Genomic DNA, 15456 nt, shown 5'->3' with positions numbered 1-15456 from the left:
CGTGATGCCTGGCCTGCTTGGATTGTTCGATACGGGTTCCAGGTCACCGCATCCGGACTAATGTCGCTACGCACGACATCGTTCCAGGAGCTTGCCACATAGCGCACCATTACATCGACCATTCAGTGACGTTTTCCGGGCTGGAAGCACAACAACCAGACGAATGGTCTATAGACAGTAATTCGAGCAGCGAAATATTTAATAAAATTGAATGCGTCGACGCGCCGTGGATAGCGCTTCCATGTCGTCGGCCTCGACGGTGGCGGGATCGACAGACTGGCCGGCACCATCGGCACCGGCGCCCAGCGCGAGGCGGCGGGCTGACAATCAAGGCACTTCACGCCGCCGGCGCCTCGTTCCGGGCTGCGGCCGCAGCGGCGATAACTCGTGCGGTAAGAGTTATAACGTCATGCCGTGGCAGACCGGCAGATGGCCGGCGCCCGACGGACCGCAGACCCAATAAGGGACCGGGTGAAGGGTGATCAGGATGACTGCGAAGATCAGGTTCACGCAACTACCCCCAATGTATCATAGCTTCAGCATCGCAACCACTAGCGCCAAGCGCGGCGTCTTGCGAAACCTGATCCAGAAGTCAAACCAAGAGATTTTAACAATTTCAACTGCAAGAAGACTGTCATCACAACGGATACACTCTTGTCAACTTAAAACCCGCCGCACAGCCATGTTCATTTATTTGAAGCGACGCCGCCGCATCCAACTAAACATTAGAGATACCTAATGTATTGCTCGATTGCCGCGACGCGCCGGGCTGCTCCCCGTGCGGGCTGCTCCCCGTGCGTGTGGCAAGGGCAACGGCGCCGGAAGCCTCCGGGGATCCGCCCCCTTAAACCGCGGCTTCGATCGGTTCGGCGAGTTTCGGATTTGAGCGCGCCGCGATCAGGCAACTGGCGACGATAAGGCCGGCGCCGGCCAGCGTGGTCCAGGTCACCGCCTCGTCGAAGAAGAACCACCCAAGCGCCATCGCCCAGATGAAGGCGGAGTATTCGGTCGGGATCAGATATTGCGCTTCGGCACGCGCATAGGCCCAGCTCATCAGGAATTGTCCGGCGAGCGACAGCGCCGTCACCCCGGCGAGCGGAAGCCAGAGATTGCTGGGCAGCGCAACGGCGAGCCAAGGTGCGGCAAGACCGAGGGTGACAGCGACGCCAAGGTTCTGGAACAGCATGATCTCGACTGGCTTGGCCACCAGCGCCTGTTGCCGGGCGAGAATCAGATTGTAGGCATAGAAGACCGTCGACGCGAGCACCGCCGCGGTGCCGAGCAGAGCATCCTCGCCATAGGTTTTCTGCCCGAACTGGCCGGCCACGATGATTGCGACGCCCGCAATGCCGGCCAGCGAGGCCCAGATCGCCTGACGTTGTATCCTTTCGCCCAAAAGCAGCGCGGCCAGTAAGAGCGCAAACAGCGGCGCCACGAAACTGAGCCCGATCGCCTCCGCCAGCGGCAGCCTGGCAAGCCCCCAGAAGAAACACAACAGGACAGTGCTGCCAACCACCGCGCGCAGCGCATGCAGCTTCAGTACCGAGGCACTGGGAAGCGAACGCGGCCCTGCCAGCCAGCCAGTTCCCGCGACCACGGTCGCCAGCATGCTGCGCCACAGCACCGTGTTGTAGACGCCGACCGCGATGACCAGCACCTTCATCGCCGCATCCATGCCGGACAGCAGGAAGATGGCGAACATGCAGACGAGCACCGGGATCGTGGGGGAGATTGCGCCGGCCAGGCTGGATGACTTCACGCTGATTACTCGAGGTGACGGATGCACGCTGACATATCAGGGCAAACCGACAGGGCCAGATGGCAGCCCCGCCGATATGGCGGTCCAACAGCCCAGCTTCTTACCTCAACTCCCTGGCAAACCGGGAATTTGAACTTTTTTGCCATTCGTGTCGATTTCGCCATTGCCCGTTCGTCGTATCATCGAACCAACCCAACCAAGGAGAAAGACCATGCGGTTCATGATGCTGATGATCCCCGGCGGCTACGCGGAGGCGGCGCCCGATGTCAGGCCCGGCGCCGAAGCGGTCGAGGGGATGATGAAATACAATGAGGAGCTGAAGAAGGCCGGCGTCCTGCTGGCGCTCGACGGGCTGCATCCGCCGTCATCCGGCGCGCGGGTCAGCTACAAGGGAGGCAAGCCCGTCGTCACCGACGGGCCCTTCGCCGAGGTCAAGGAAGTGCTGGGCGGCTATTGGGTGATCGACGTGCGCTCGCGTGAGGAAGCCATCGAATGGGCCCGCCGTTGCCCGGCTGGGGAGAACGACGTGATCGAAGTGCGCCGCGTCTTCGAGATGAGCGATTTCCCCGAGGACGTCCAGAAGGTGGCGGAAGGCTTTGACGGGTTGAAGGGTTGACGGCCAACGCGACCATCGAAGCGGTCACCATCGAGGCGGTTTGGCGGATAGAGCAGCCGAAGCTCACCGCCAGGCTCGCCCGTTATCTCAGGGATATCGGGCTGGCCGAGGAGATCGCGCAAGACGCCTTCCTGCTGGCGCTGGAACGCTGGCCCCGGGACGGCATCCCGCGCAACCCGGCCGCGTGGCTGACCGAGGTCGCCAGGAATCGGGCGCTCGACCGGCTGCGCCGCACCACCATGATCGACGGCAAGCATCGCGAGTTAGCCGTCGACCTTGCCGAGCTGGAACGCGAGATGCCCGACATCGAGGCCGCGCTCGACGAGGACATCGACGATGATCTTTTGCGGCTGATCTTCACCGCATGCCATCCTCTGTTGCCGGCCGAGCAACGCGCCGCATTGGCCCTGCGGCTGCTCGGCGGGCTGTCGACGCCTCAGATCGCCCGCGCCTTCCTGGTGTCCGACGCCACCATCGCCCAGCGCATCGTGCGCGCCAAGCGAACCCTTCGCGATGCCGCCATCCCGTTCGAGACGCCGCGCGAAGAGGTGCGGCGTGAACGCCTCGCCGCCGTGCTGGAGGTTGTTTATCTCGTTTTCAACGAGGGTTATGTGGCGACCACGGGGCCGGACTGGCTGCGCGCCGATCTCTGCGGCGAAGCGCTGCGCCTCGGCCGGTCGCTGGCGGCGCTGATGCCTGATGAGCCCGAGGTGCTGGGGCTGGTGGCCCTGATGGAACTCAGCGCCTCGCGCTTCCCCGCCCGCACCGGCAAAGCAGGCGAGCCGATCCTGCTGCTCGACCAGGACCGCGGCCGATGGAACTGGTCGCTCATCCGGCGTGGCCTCGACGGCCTCAACCGGGCGTTGGCCCTCACGGCGACACCGGGGCCCTATCTCCTGCAGGCAATGATCGCCGCCTGCCATGCCCGAGCGGCAACCGCCGCCGACACCGACTGGATCGCGATATCAGCCTATTATCAGGCCCTTGCCTTGGCGGCCCCCTCGCCCATCGTCGAAATCAACCGGGCCGTGGCGGTCGGCATGGCGTTCGGACCCGCCCAGGGGCTGGCCATCGTCGAGGCACTGAAAGACGAGCCGCGACTGAAGGATTCGCATCTCCTGCTCACGGTGCGCGGGGATCTTCTGGAGAGACTGGGACACCAGGCGGAAGCCCGCGCCGCGTTCCGCCAGGCCGCGGAACTGACCGGCAATGACAGGGAACGCGCGCTGCTGCTCGCCCGTGCGGGTGGCTAGGCACCGCTTACCCGGCCACCCACCGCTCGCCGGAGCGGGGACGCGAACGCCACCATTGACGCTGCGCGAGTTTCAGTGTCGGCCTTGTTGGGCCGATGGTCAGCCTGTATCGTCCATGACAGTCTCGGCGGCAGCTCTCGCCTGCAAGAGTAGTGCCGACGACGGGAGGCGAACCGTTGAGTTCGGGCCAGGCACAAGACGTCAACCAGATCATTGCCTTTGGCAGCGGCAGGACCGCGTTGAAATTCATCGCCTTCTCGGCGCTTGTTCTCGTTGTCGGGCTCGCTGTCGCCTTCGGCAGGGATAACTGGCTGTTGGGTGGTCCCTTGGCAGTTGTGGCCGCCGTCACGATTGTCTGGCAAATCAACGGATTGCTGACCGCCGAACCACTGTTGCTGCTATCGCCGGCCGGATTGCGGCTCAATCTCGACGGCTATGTCTTCGCCGACATCCCGTGGCGGGAGGTGGAGGACATTTCCTCACTCACCCTTACCTACGAGGCGTTGAAGAAGCGATGGTACGACATCCAGGGAGACAGGCCAGGATATGTCTTGGACAAAGACCATTACCGGGATGTCACCGCGCTGCAGGTTTCCGAGGCGTTCGCGGATAAGACGATCCTGCCCCTATGGCGGGCCGTCAACCGAAACAGCAGAGGATTAAGGCGGTTCGGCATCGGCATGGCGACCTTCACGCTCGCACAGAACGCCACGGCCTCGCGCCTGAGCAACATTTTCCCCACCCAGGATGGCAAGCGGTTTGTTGCGCTGCCCCACAGCGTGCTTTCGGTCGACCGCGACCGGCTTCGCGTCGAAGTCGAGGCCCGTTGGCGCGCTTTCGGCAAGAAGACGGCGACTGGCTAGCCAGCAGTCTCGGTCGCTTCAGTGGGCCCCCGGAGACAGGGGCTTCGTTGTGACATTGGGCAGGAGCGGCACCAGCGCGGTCGCGACGACGAACGCTGCCATGATCACCAGGAACGCGTCGGCATAGGCCATGGTGGACGCTTCGCGACAGGCGAGCGCCAGAACTGCTCCTGCGAGGCAGTGTGGCCGTCGACGACGGCGCCGGGCAATTGGCCGTAACGCATCGCAACGTTGTCGACGGGCCGCATAACCGCTGTAATTGAAAAGGGCGGCGCAAGCGCCGCCCCATATCCCTGGGAGGATAATCTCGAAAGGCGATCAGGCCGCCTTGACTTCCTCGGTCAGCACGTCGGCATCGCGTGCCTTCTTCAACGCCTTGGCCCACCAGGCCACGTCGTTGACCAGCGCCGTGGCGGCCTGGTTCAGGTGCTCGAGGTCTTCGAGCTTCTTCTCGCCCTGGCGAACGGCGAGGAAGTCGCCCCAGGCGATATGGACCGCCGACTTGACCGGCGCCATCTGCAATTCGACGGCATGGAGACGCAACTGCTCGACGGCACGGGCGCCGCCGACGCTGCCATAGCCGACGAAGCCGGCCGGCTTCTTGTTCCACTCGTTGGCGGCGTAGTCGATGGCGTTTTTCAGCACGGCCGTCGGGCCGTGATTGTATTCGGCGGCGGTGAAGATAAAGCCGTCGAATTCGGCGACCTTCTTCTGCCAGCGCTGCGCCACCTCGTTGGTCGACGGCACCCAGGCGGAAGACGCGACTTCGTCGAAGAAGGGCAGCGGGAAGTCACGCAAGTCGACGATCTCGACATCGATGTCGGCATGCGATTTGGCGATCTTGGCGATCCATTGGGTGGGAACGTCGGCGAAGCGCGCGGCGCGCGTCGAACCGACGATGATGGCGATTTTCGGCTTTGACATGGGGGCTCTCCATTCCAGTAAAAAGCTGGTATCGTTTAGATACCGGCGCTATATGAGATACTGTCAATTGCCGACGCAAGGAGGCACCGTTTTGTTACTGAGGCACTCTCACAACACCGAAGACTGCCGCGCCGTTTCGGAAATCCTGCAGCGCGTCGGCGACAAATGGACCGTGCTCGTGGTCGGCAAGCTGGGCGACGGGCCGCTGCGTTTCAACGAGTTGCGCACCGCTGTCGGCGGCATCTCGCAGAAGATGCTGACCACTACCTTGCGCGGCCTGGAACGCGACGGCTTCGTCACCCGCACCGTGTTCCCGACCATCCCGCCGCGCGTCGACTACGAACTGACCGAGCTCGGCCACGAGCTATTGATCCCGGTCGGCGCGCTTGGCGAATGGGCGCGCAGGAACACGCAGCGCGTGCGCGAGGCGCGCGAAAAATTCGACGACATGCATGGCTGAAGCCCTTGCACGGCAAGGTTTCGGGCATTTCGCGATGGGTGAAGGCGCCTGACGACAGGAAAACGCGTGCCTGCCGAACGAGGCTTGGCAACTTTGTCTTATGGCAAGCGAGGCGGATCGACGCTCGCGCTACTTTGAAGACGACAATCGCGCACCGGAAGCGGCCAATTCAGGTTCTCGTCGCAAGGCTCTCGCAAGCAGCCGGACTGCAAGGGGCGCATATCGCGGCTGGTAGCCTGACGCCCTTCTTGTCTTGCAGGCAAGTGGAGCGCGGAGGTCCTGTTTGACTTCAGCATAGGCGGTTACGCCGAGCAGGCAGACCACGGCGACAAGGGCTGCCACGAGCCAGCCGTTCAGTATGTGTTGACGCATTGTCTCCCCCTCCGCGCCGGCAGAATCGGGCGCGAAGGCAACCATTCGATGTCGCGGAGCGCATCGCCTGCGTCGGCGATGTTACAATGCCCCTGATCGGCACAACGGAGATTGCGGGAACGGCTTGTCAGCCTTCGGCCGGAACCGCCTTCGGCTTGCCCTCGCCGTCCAGCGCCACCATGACGAAATCGGCGTGCGTCACCTTCTCCATCAGGTCGGAAAGATAGCGCTGCGCCCAGGCTTCGACCTTGAGCGTCATCGAGGTGCGGCCGACGCGTTCGACATGGGTGTAGATGCACAGCGTGTCGCCGATCTTCATCGGCTTGGCGAAGGACATCTCCTTGACTGCCGCCGTCACCACGCGGCCCCTGGCGCGCTCGGCGGCGCGAATGCCGCAGGCAAGATCCATCTGCGCCATCACCCAGCCGCCAAAAATGTCGCCGGCGGCATTGGCATCCGAAGGCATGGCCAGCGTGCGCAGCGTCAGGTCTCCGATCGGCCGTCCATCCGCGTAGTGCACCATGCGAAATCCCCTTGAGATCGATTGCCTTCGATCCCGTAGCGGCGCGGCGCCGACCCGTCAACGCGGACGAAAGCCGGCCCGTCCGCTAGAAGTAGCGCGCGAGGTTGGTGCGGATACGGTCGAGAACGGTCTTTCCGGAGACGTCGGGAACGAATTGCTTGCCGGTAATCGCCTCGTAAGCCCGCGCGTAAACACGCGACGCCTGTTCGACGATTTCGACCGGTATCTCGGGGATCGGGTCCTTGTAGGGATCGCAGCGCGCCGCCACCCATGAGCGGATGAAATCCTTGTCGAAACTGTCCGGTCGCGTGCCGCTGGCGAGCGCCTGTTCGTAGCTATCGGCGATCCAGTAGCGGCTGCTGTCCGGCGTATGGATCTCGTCGGCCAGGATGATGGTGCCGTTCTTGTCGGTGCCGAATTCGTATTTCGTGTCGGCGAGGATCAGGCCGCGCTCGGCGGCGCGCGCCTGGCCGCGGGCAAACAGGCGCAAGGCGTAATCCGAGACGGTGTCCCACTGCCCCTGCGTGAGCAATCCCTGTTCGAGGATCTCGGCCCTGGACAGCGGCTCGTCATGGGCGCCATCCGCTGCCTTGCTCGTCGGCGTGATGACGGCCTCGGCCAGCTTTTCATTGTCGCGCAGGCCGTCCGGCAGGCGCATTCCGTACATGTCGCGCTCGCCGCGCTTGTAGCGCGTGAGGATCGAGGTGCTGGTGGTCCCCGCCAGATAACCGCGCACGACGATCTCGACCGGCAGGATCGCGAGCCTTGTGCCGACGACGACATTGGGGTCGGGATATTCGAGCACGTGGTTGGGGCAGATATCTGCGGTCTCCTCGAACCAGTAGCGAGCCGTCTGGGTCAGGATCTCGCCCTTGAACGGGATCGCGGTCAGGATGATGTCGAAGGCGCTGAGCCGGTCGGTGGCGATGATGATGCGCCGCCCGTCGGCCAAATCGTAGTTTTCGCGGACCTTGCCTTTGTAGTAGCCCGGCAGTTCGGGAATGAAAGCATCCGACAGGACACGCATATGATTTCCTGCCTTCCGCAGTTGGCCAGAGCATGATTCAGAAAAACAAGATCACCGCATAGGCTGCCGGGCCGGTGCATATCAAGCGCGATTGTCGGGATTCCCCGCAAACCGGCCAGATATGCCAGTCGCTTTTTTCACAACCGATGCCGGAAGGCCCGGCGACGCGATGAACCCGTGGCGTCTAGGCTGCGGCCGGATTTCAGGAACCGCCCAGACCATCATGCAGACCTATGACTTCATTATCGTCGGCTCCGGCTCGGCCGGCTCGGTGCTCGCCGACAAACTGTCGGCTTCGGGCCGCTTTTCGGTGCTGGTGCTTGAGGCGGGCGGAAGCGACCGCCGCTTCTACGTGCAGATGCCGCTCGGCTACGGCAAGACCTTCTTCGATCCTGCCGTCAACTGGAACTACAAGACCGAAGCCGATCCCGGCCTTGCCGGCAATGTCGACCACTGGCCGCGCGGCAAGCTGCTCGGCGGGTCGAGCTCTATCAACGCCATGGTCTGGATCAGGGGCGCACGCGAGGATTTCGACGACTGGCGCGACGCTGGCAATCCCGGCTGGGGCTATGACGATCTGCTGCCGGCCTTCAAGGCGCTCGAGGACAATGAGGCCGGCGCCGACAGATGGCGCGGCACTGGCGGTCCCCTGCACATCAGCGAAACGACGAACGCCGTCCACCCGCTGACCAGGCGCTATCTCGCCGCCGGCCAGCAGGCCGGCCTGCCGCTCAATCCGGATTTCAACGGTGCCGCCCAGGAAGGCGTCGGCACCTATCAGATCTCGACCAAGAACGGCCGCCGCATGTCGGCGGCACGCGCCTTCCTGCGCCCGGCGATGAAGCGCGGCAATGTCCGCGTCGAGACCAACGCGCTGGCGAGCAAAATCCTGTTCGAAGGCAAGCGTGCCGTCGGCGTCGAATATCTGCAGAACGGTCGGACGAAGACGGTCCGTGCCGGCCGCGAGATCATTCTTTCGGCAGGCTCGATCAACTCGCCGCAGCTGCTGCAATTGTCGGGAGTCGGCCCCTCGGCACTTTTGCAAGGCCTGGGCATCCCGGTCATGCACGCCAACGAAAATGTCGGCGCCAATCTGCAGGACCATGTCGGCATCAACTACACCTTCAAGGGCAAGGTGCCGACGCTGAACCAGATCCTGCGTCCCTGGTGGGGCAAGCTCCTGGTCGGCATGCAATACATCCTGACGCGCTCCGGGCCTCTGTCGCTGTCGATGAACCATGGCGGCGGCTTCTTCCGCACCGACCCGGCCTTCTCACGCCCCAACATGCAGCTCTATTTCCAGGCCTTCTCCACCGTCATCCCGAGGAGCGGCGAACGCCCGATCCTGACGCCCGACCCATGGCCGGGCTTTTCCATCGGCCTGTCCAACTGCCGTCCGTCGAGTCGCGGCGAGATCATGATCCGCTCCAGCAACCCGCTGGATTATCCCAAAATCGTCGCCAACGCCTATTCGACCAACGCCGATGTCGAGGAAATGCTGGCGGCGGTGAAGTTCGTGCGCAAGATCGCCTCGATGCCTGCCATGGCGGAAATCATCAAGGAAGAGGTCCTGCCCGGCCCATCGATCCAGTCGGACGCCGACCTGATCACCGATTTCAGGAAGCGCTCCGGCACCGTCTATCACCCGGTTTCGACCTGCCGCATGGGTCCCGACCCCACGCGCGCCGTCGTCGATCCGCGCCTTAAAGTGCATGGTATTGAAGGCTTGCGCGTCATCGACGCCTCGATCTTTCCCGACAACATCACCGGCAACACCAACGCCGCCTCGGTCATGACCGGGTGGAAGGGCGCCGAACTGGTTCTGGAGGACCACAAATGAAGATCACCGACGTCAAGACCTGGGTTGTCGGCAACCCGCCGCCCGGCATCGGCGGCAAGTATTTCATCTTCGTCAAGCTGACCACCGATGGCGGTGTCGTCGGTTACGGCGAAGCCTACAACGCCACCTTCTCCGCCCACATCACGGCCAAGATGGTCGAGGACATGGCCGAGCGCTATCTCGTCGGCCGCGATCCGCACGACATCGAGAATTTCTTCCGCCGCGCCTATTCCTCGGGCTTCACCCAGCGCCCCGACGTTTCCGGCATGGGCTGTTTTTCGGCGCTCGAAATGGCCTGCTGGGACATTGTCGGCAAGGAAGCGAACAAGCCGGTCTACAAGCTGCTCGGCGGCCAGGTGCACGAGACGCTGCGCTCCTACACCTACCTCTACCCGCACACCGGCAGCGTCCATTCCGAGGACGCGCCGGACGGCAGGAATGTCTACAACGACCCTGAAATGGCGGCGGCCTGCGCGCTCGAATATGTCGAGCAGGGCTTCAATGCCGTCAAGCTCGACCCGGCCGGCCCCTACACCGCCTTCGACGGCCATCAGCCGCGCCTGCTCGACATCGACGTCTCCACCCGCATGATCAAGGCGATCCGCGAGGCGGTCGGCACCCGCGCCGACATATTGTTCGGCACGCACGGCCAGTTCACCGCTTCGGGCGCGCTGCGCATGGCGCGCGCCATCGAGCCCTATGATCCCTTGTGGTTCGAGGAGCCGGTGCCGCCCGACATGCCCGAAGTGATGGCGCAAGTGGCCCGCGCGACTTCGATCCCCATCGCGACCGGCGAGCGGCTAACGACCAAATCCGAATTCGCCCGCGTCATCGAGAACCGCGCCGCGACCATCCTGCAGCCGGACCTTGGCCGCTCCGGCGGCATTCTCGAAACCAAGAAGATCGCCGCGATGGCCGAGGCCTACCACATCCAGGTTGCCCCGCATTGCTATTGCGGGCCGATCGTCGGTGCCGCCAACATCCAACTTGCGGTGACGCTGCCCAACTTCCTCATCCTGGAATCGCTGAAGCAGTGGGACGGTTTCCACGCCACGCTGTTGAAGAACAAGATCGAGTGGCAGGACGGGAATGTCATCCCGTCGAAGGAACCAGGGTTGGGCGTCGAGCTCAACGAAGCGGTCTGCGACGCACATCCCTACACCGGCAAGGATTTGCATCTGCAGATGATGCAGACGCCGCTGATGCCATGAGCGAACGCTACGCCTTCATCGGCCTCGGCCATCTCGGCGGCAACCTTGCCGCCAGCCTGATCCGCAACGGTTTTGCCGTGACGGTCTTCGACCGCGACCCGGCCGCGGTCGAACGCCTCGTCGCGCTCGGCGCCACATCAGCCGACAGCCCGGCCGCGGCCGCCGCCCTCGCCGGCAACGCCGTAACCTGCCTGCCCTCTCCCAAGGTCAGCGAGGCCGTGCTGGCCGGAACCGGCGGCTTGCTCGAAGGCCTCCCCAAGGACGGCACCTGGATCGAGATGTCGACCAATGGCCGCGACGAGATCGTGCGGCTTGCGGCGCTCGCCTCGGCCAAGGGTGTCGAGACATTGGAATGCCCGGTCACCGGCGGCGTGCATCTGGCGGCGGTCGGCAAGATCACGGCCCTGGTCGGCGGCGATGCGGCACTTTACGAACGCCACCGCCCGGCCATCGAGGCAATGTGTTCGCGCTCCTTCCTGATGGGCCCGATCGGCTCGGCGGCGGTGATCAAGGTGATCACCAACATGCTGGCCTTCATCCATCTCGTCGCCGCCGGCGAGGCGCTGATGCTGGCCAAGCAGGGCGGGCTCGACCTCGCCCAATCCTACCATGCCATCGTTGCCTCCTCCGGCAACAGCTTCGTCCACGAGACCGAGAGCCAGCTCGTCCTCAACGGTTCCTACGACATCGGCTTCACCATGGACCTGGCGCTGAAGGACCTCGGCTTCGCGCTGGGCATGGGCAAGGATCTCGGCGTGCCGCTCGAGCTGGCATCACGCGTCAACGCGATTTTTGAGCAGGGCAAGGCAGCCTATGGCGGCGGCGCCTGGTCGACCCAGATCGTCAAGCTACTGGAAGACACAGTCGGCACCGACCTGCGCGCGCCCGGTTTCCCTGCCAGGCTGGAGATTTAGTCAAGACAACCCAGCGAATGAAATCAAGGCGTTGGGCAGGCATCTGGAATCAAAGCGACAACAACTTGAATCAGAACTGCAGCAACGCCACTTCGTCATCCACGGGCGGAGCGGGCGCGAAGCGCACGCGCAGACCCGAGGATCCATTCCGTGACTTCAGCCGAAAGGCGGAACGGATCAGAACTGCAGCGCCGCGGCGCTTAGGAGTCCCGGCATGGATCCGAGGGTCTCCGCGACGCCGCTGCGGGGCCGCTCCGCCCTTGGATGACGAGGTACGGCTCAGTACCTCAGCGTCAGCGCACCGGGCAGGATCTCGAAAGTCGCCGGTATGCGTCCGGGCGACTCGCCGTCTATATCGACCAGCGCACCATTCTTTTCCACGTCGCCGAGCGGTTCGACCACCACTTTTCGGCCACGCAGGATGGTGATCGCCGGATGGTTGCGGTGGCGGCCGCCATAGAGCAGGCGGATGTCCCAGATCAGCTTCAGCTTGCCCGCCGCGCGCAGGATGACGATGTCGAACTCTCCGTCGGTGAGTTCGGCGTCCGGCGCGATCATCATGCCGCCGCCGAAGAATTTGCCGTTGGCCACCGCCACCAGCGCCATGCGCGCTTCGACCGGCGTGCCGTCATCGACGGTGATGCGCACATCCTGAAAGCGGTAGCGGATGAACTCGACCACGGTGCGCCACAGGAACAGCGCCTTGGCCGACATCTTGCCCTTGCGCTTGTCGGCATTGACGGCCCGGTCCGTCGCCCCCGAGAGGCCAAGGCTGGCGATGTTGATGAAGTGGCGGCTGGCCAGCGCGCCATGGTCGTCGATGTAGCAGATGCGGCCGGCATCGACGGCCCTGGCCTTCGCCCCGGCAATCCGCTCCAGGGTCGCGTCCACAGCCTTCGGCAGGCCGAGCCCGCGCGCGAAATCGATGCCGGTGCCGCATGGCAGCAGGCCAAGTTCGGTCATCCGGCCACTCTCCTCGAAGGCCTGCAACAGGCCATCGGCGACCTCACTCGCCGTGCCGTCACCGCCGGCCGCGATCACCAGGTCGAAGCCACTGGCCGCGAGGTCGATCGCCAGCCGTTCGGCATCGCCCTCGGCTTGCGTCTCACGCAACTCGAAATCGCCGAAGTGCTTCTTCAGCGAAACAGCGACTTCAGGCCAATGCCGTTTCAGCCGGCCGCCACCGGCAATCGGATTGAGAACCACCCCGACTTTCAACACGCACCCTCCCCGGCGCCGAGCCATAGGCGATCCTTTGCCGGCCCAGTTCTTTAACGGCATTGAAGCCCGCGCCCGCCGGCGTAGCAAGGGGCGCTGTCGGTCGGAGCCGTGAAAGCGGGGGCAGGCTGTCTAAGCCAGTCGGCGCCGAAATTCCGGGGCCGTTGGCAAACGGTCCCCGATAATCCCGTTATCCACAGGACCGGGGCCATTCCCGAAATCCCTTACCCGGCGTAGGTTCAACCCATCTCAGGCGGCTACCGATCGCCAAGCCGAAAGGCGGAAGTGAAAGGCGGATTTCCTGAGGCCCGTACGGCCCAGATCGAGAGCAGGCTCGCCTGTTCGAGGGGTGGATGCCGAAACCTACGGGGCCGCGGAAAGCGTGCCAACGCCGACGGCGGACCGATGCTGCCATGAAGGACGGCAAAAACCTTCGATGGCCGCAGGGCAAAACCCGCAAGGGTTGAGACCGGCGAGGTCCCGAACGGACGCTGCCCTCGGGTGGTGACTGGCAGGACCGTCAAAATCAAGGCCGGCATGGCGCGACGACTTTACGGAAGTTGCTGCCGCGACCGTGTCCTGATCTGACAGGGAGGCGCTGGGAGAAATCCCGGCGCCGACTGTCTTTTGTGGCCTATTCCCCGCATTTTTATGGTGTCTTCCGTCGGGGCTGCAACCGGCGGCAAAATCAGCTAACGTTTGAAGGTGTCGGAGCCCGTTTGATAACGCGCTCTGCCGAGGCGCATGGCGTGGATTTCGAGAACCGAAGCGGAGCGGACATAGGTCCGTGAGCATCGGAAGTGCAGAAAACCTCGTCAGGCGACCGGCAGAGTAGCGTTAGCGAATGGACTCCCTTGAAGGGGGATACTTCATGACACTGATCCAGAAGCTTGCCGTTGCCTATGCTTTCCTGTTCTTCGCCGTCGTCGCCATCGGCTACATACCGGCGTTCAACGACGCCAACGGCAATCTGTTCGGCCTGTTCTCGTTGCAATGGTACGACGACCTGCTGCACGCCTTCTCCGGCGTTTGGGCGCTGGCCGCCGCCTTCATCTCGCACCGCCAGGCGGTGTTCTATTTCAAGCTGTTCGGCTCGGTCTATCTGTTCGACGGCGTGCTCGGTCTGGTCACCGGCTCCGGCTGCCTCGATGCCGGCATCTTCATCAACGGCTTCCGCTCCTTGAACGACATCGAGTTTCCCACCCGCTTCTTCGCCAACCTGCCGCATCTCGTCATTGGCGGCTTCGCCGTCTATGTCGGCTTCTGGCTGTCGAAGCGCATATACGACCACTTCGCCACGGCCTGACCGGCCATGTTCCTGTTCCGCTTGATAAGGCGCCTCATCAAGACGATCGTCTGGCTGATCGTCATCGTCGTCCTCATCCCGGTCGTCGGGCTGAGCTACGGCTTCCTGACCACGCCATCGCTCGACAAGACGCCTCTGCCCGGCATTGCCGACGGCGCGCCGCCCAAGGCACTGGCGGACAAGGTGCGCGCCGAAATCCCCGGCTATCAAAGGCCGGAGGAATCGACCTTCCTCACCTATCCGGAATGGGCGATCGTCTACGCCGCGCGCGAATATGCCGGCTTCGTTGCCAAGGACCAGCCGAGCGGCTTTCCCTACTGGTCCTATGTCGGCCGCTTCTGGCAGGACTATGCGACGGTGATCCGCGCCAGTTCTCTCTACAAGTTCAACTATGCCAACCACCAGATGCTGGTCATAATCGGCACCAGCCACTCGATCGAGCATATCTTGCAGTGGGCCTATGAGAACACGGTCGGCCGCATCACCGAGGCGACATCGGCCAAGCGCACCGCCGCCGACATTTATCAGGCCAAGGTGGCGGCGGACTATGCTGCTTTCCTCGACCAGGTGCCGTGGTACCAGTTCCCCTATGCCGAGAAGCGCGCTGGCCTGTTTGCCGTGCAGCCGGCGCCGGGCGACAGTTCCATCCGTACCAGCGAACGCAAGCTCGCCTTCGGTCTCGCCGACACCATCAAGCAGGGCTATGCCGGCCTGATCAAAAAGGCCCTCGCCGCCACCTCCGATCCGGCCTTCCTCGACGTCCATGTCTGGGCCAGGGGACCGGTCGGCGAAGCCACCCGCAACGAGCCCGACACCTTGCTGGAGCGCGATTACGGCGCCGACGGCACCATCTTCGTCACCAGGCGCTACCAGGTCTTCACCGACATGATCCCGCGGCTGATCGACAAGGGTGTTTCCTTCGTCGAGATCGGCGGCAATGACGAGATCATGGTCACCATGCTGTCGACCGACGCGATCGCCATTCCCGAAGGCATGCGCATCCTGTTCAGCTATCCGCTGCCTGCCGACCCCTCGACACGCCGCACCGGCATGGTCGTCGCCGTGCGCAAGCTGCATCTGGTGCTGCCGTCGCTGATGAAGGCCGGCGCCAGGCTCGAACACGTCTACGATTATTGAGGCCTTTCGGCCACGCACGGCCGAGATCGGAGA

The 15456-nt window shown here is 63.7% G+C and carries 14 protein-coding genes; 9 read left to right on the top strand and 5 right to left on the bottom strand.

Annotated elements, in window-relative coordinates; genetic code table 11:
• Positions 1-844: 844 nt before the first annotated feature.
• Entirely contained in the window at positions 845-1702 is an 858-nt protein-coding gene (locus EB233_RS11850) for a DMT family transporter (RefSeq protein WP_244277691.1), read from the bottom strand.
• A gap of 268 nt (positions 1703-1970) precedes the next feature.
• Here EB233_RS11850 and EB233_RS11845 point away from each other — a divergent pair, with 268 nt between their 5' ends.
• From EB233_RS11845 to EB233_RS11835, 3 genes are all read left to right on the top strand, one after another.
• A complete protein-coding gene (locus EB233_RS11845) occupies positions 1971-2375 on the top strand; it encodes a YciI family protein (RefSeq protein ID WP_064989769.1) in 405 nt (134 codons plus the stop codon).
• Positions 2372-3628, top strand: a complete 1257-nt coding sequence (locus tag EB233_RS11840; RefSeq protein WP_064989768.1) for an RNA polymerase sigma factor — start codon at positions 2372-2374, stop codon at positions 3626-3628. The genes EB233_RS11845 and EB233_RS11840 overlap by 4 nt, the downstream gene beginning before the upstream one ends.
• 176 nt (positions 3629-3804) lie before the next feature.
• The gene (locus EB233_RS11835) at positions 3805-4491 is read left to right on the top strand and encodes a hypothetical protein (protein WP_155765360.1); all 687 of its coding nucleotides are present in this window, start codon (positions 3805-3807) and stop codon (positions 4489-4491) included.
• A 318-nt stretch (positions 4492-4809) separates the two neighbouring features.
• On the opposite strand, the gene EB233_RS11825 is transcribed toward EB233_RS11835, so the two are convergent.
• Positions 4810-5415 (bottom strand): NADPH-dependent FMN reductase, encoded by a 606-nt coding sequence (locus EB233_RS11825; RefSeq protein WP_064989766.1) that lies wholly within the window; start codon positions 5413-5415, stop codon positions 4810-4812.
• A gap of 91 nt (positions 5416-5506) precedes the next feature.
• Here EB233_RS11825 and EB233_RS11820 point away from each other — a divergent pair, with 91 nt between their 5' ends.
• Positions 5507-5875 carry a winged helix-turn-helix transcriptional regulator gene (locus tag EB233_RS11820; protein WP_064989840.1) on the top strand — a complete coding sequence of 123 codons (369 nt, stop codon included), beginning with the start codon at positions 5507-5509 and terminating at the stop codon, positions 5873-5875.
• Between the two features lie 499 nt (positions 5876-6374).
• On the opposite strand, the gene EB233_RS11815 is transcribed toward EB233_RS11820, so the two are convergent.
• Together EB233_RS11815 and EB233_RS11810 are read right to left on the bottom strand one after the other, a co-directional pair.
• Complete coding sequence (locus tag EB233_RS11815; protein ID WP_010911043.1) at positions 6375-6770, bottom strand: acyl-CoA thioesterase; 396 nt, start codon at positions 6768-6770, stop codon at positions 6375-6377.
• 85 nt (positions 6771-6855) lie between these two features.
• Positions 6856-7797, bottom strand: coding sequence for a phosphoribosylaminoimidazolesuccinocarboxamide synthase (locus EB233_RS11810; RefSeq protein ID WP_064989765.1), 942 nt, complete (start codon positions 7795-7797; stop codon positions 6856-6858).
• Between the two features lie 223 nt (positions 7798-8020).
• On the opposite strand from EB233_RS11810, the gene EB233_RS11805 reads away from it, so the two are divergent.
• From EB233_RS11805 to EB233_RS11795, 3 genes are read left to right on the top strand one after another with little or no spacing between them, the layout of a single operon-like run.
• The gene (locus EB233_RS11805) at positions 8021-9637 is read left to right on the top strand and encodes a GMC family oxidoreductase (RefSeq protein ID WP_064989839.1); all 1617 of its coding nucleotides are present in this window, start codon (positions 8021-8023) and stop codon (positions 9635-9637) included.
• Positions 9634-10848, top strand: coding sequence for a mandelate racemase/muconate lactonizing enzyme family protein (locus EB233_RS11800; RefSeq protein ID WP_064989764.1), 1215 nt, complete (start codon positions 9634-9636; stop codon positions 10846-10848). The genes EB233_RS11805 and EB233_RS11800 overlap by 4 nt, the downstream gene beginning before the upstream one ends.
• Positions 10845-11762 (top strand): NAD(P)-dependent oxidoreductase, encoded by a 918-nt coding sequence (locus EB233_RS11795; protein WP_064989763.1) that lies wholly within the window; start codon positions 10845-10847, stop codon positions 11760-11762. The genes EB233_RS11800 and EB233_RS11795 overlap by 4 nt, the downstream gene beginning before the upstream one ends.
• Before the next feature lie 279 nt (positions 11763-12041).
• Here the strand turns inward: EB233_RS11795 and EB233_RS11790 are convergent, their stop codons facing one another.
• Positions 12042-12980 carry a diacylglycerol/lipid kinase family protein gene (locus EB233_RS11790; protein WP_064989762.1) on the bottom strand — a complete coding sequence of 313 codons (939 nt, stop codon included), beginning with the start codon at positions 12978-12980 and terminating at the stop codon, positions 12042-12044.
• 871 nt (positions 12981-13851) lie between these two features.
• On the opposite strand from EB233_RS11790, the gene EB233_RS11785 reads away from it, so the two are divergent.
• Together EB233_RS11785 and EB233_RS11780 are read left to right on the top strand one after the other, a co-directional pair.
• A complete protein-coding gene (locus EB233_RS11785) occupies positions 13852-14286 on the top strand; it encodes a DUF4383 domain-containing protein (RefSeq protein WP_064989761.1) in 435 nt (144 codons plus the stop codon).
• A gap of 6 nt (positions 14287-14292) precedes the next feature.
• Positions 14293-15423, top strand: a complete 1131-nt coding sequence (locus tag EB233_RS11780; protein WP_064989760.1) for a hypothetical protein — start codon at positions 14293-14295, stop codon at positions 15421-15423.
• Positions 15424-15456: the final 33 nt, after the last annotated feature.

The sequence above is a fragment of the Mesorhizobium erdmanii genome (assembly GCF_013170725.1).
GTDB classification, from domain to species: domain Bacteria; phylum Pseudomonadota; class Alphaproteobacteria; order Rhizobiales; family Rhizobiaceae; genus Mesorhizobium; species Mesorhizobium erdmanii.
This window is presented reverse-complemented; position numbering and strand designations above follow the sequence as displayed.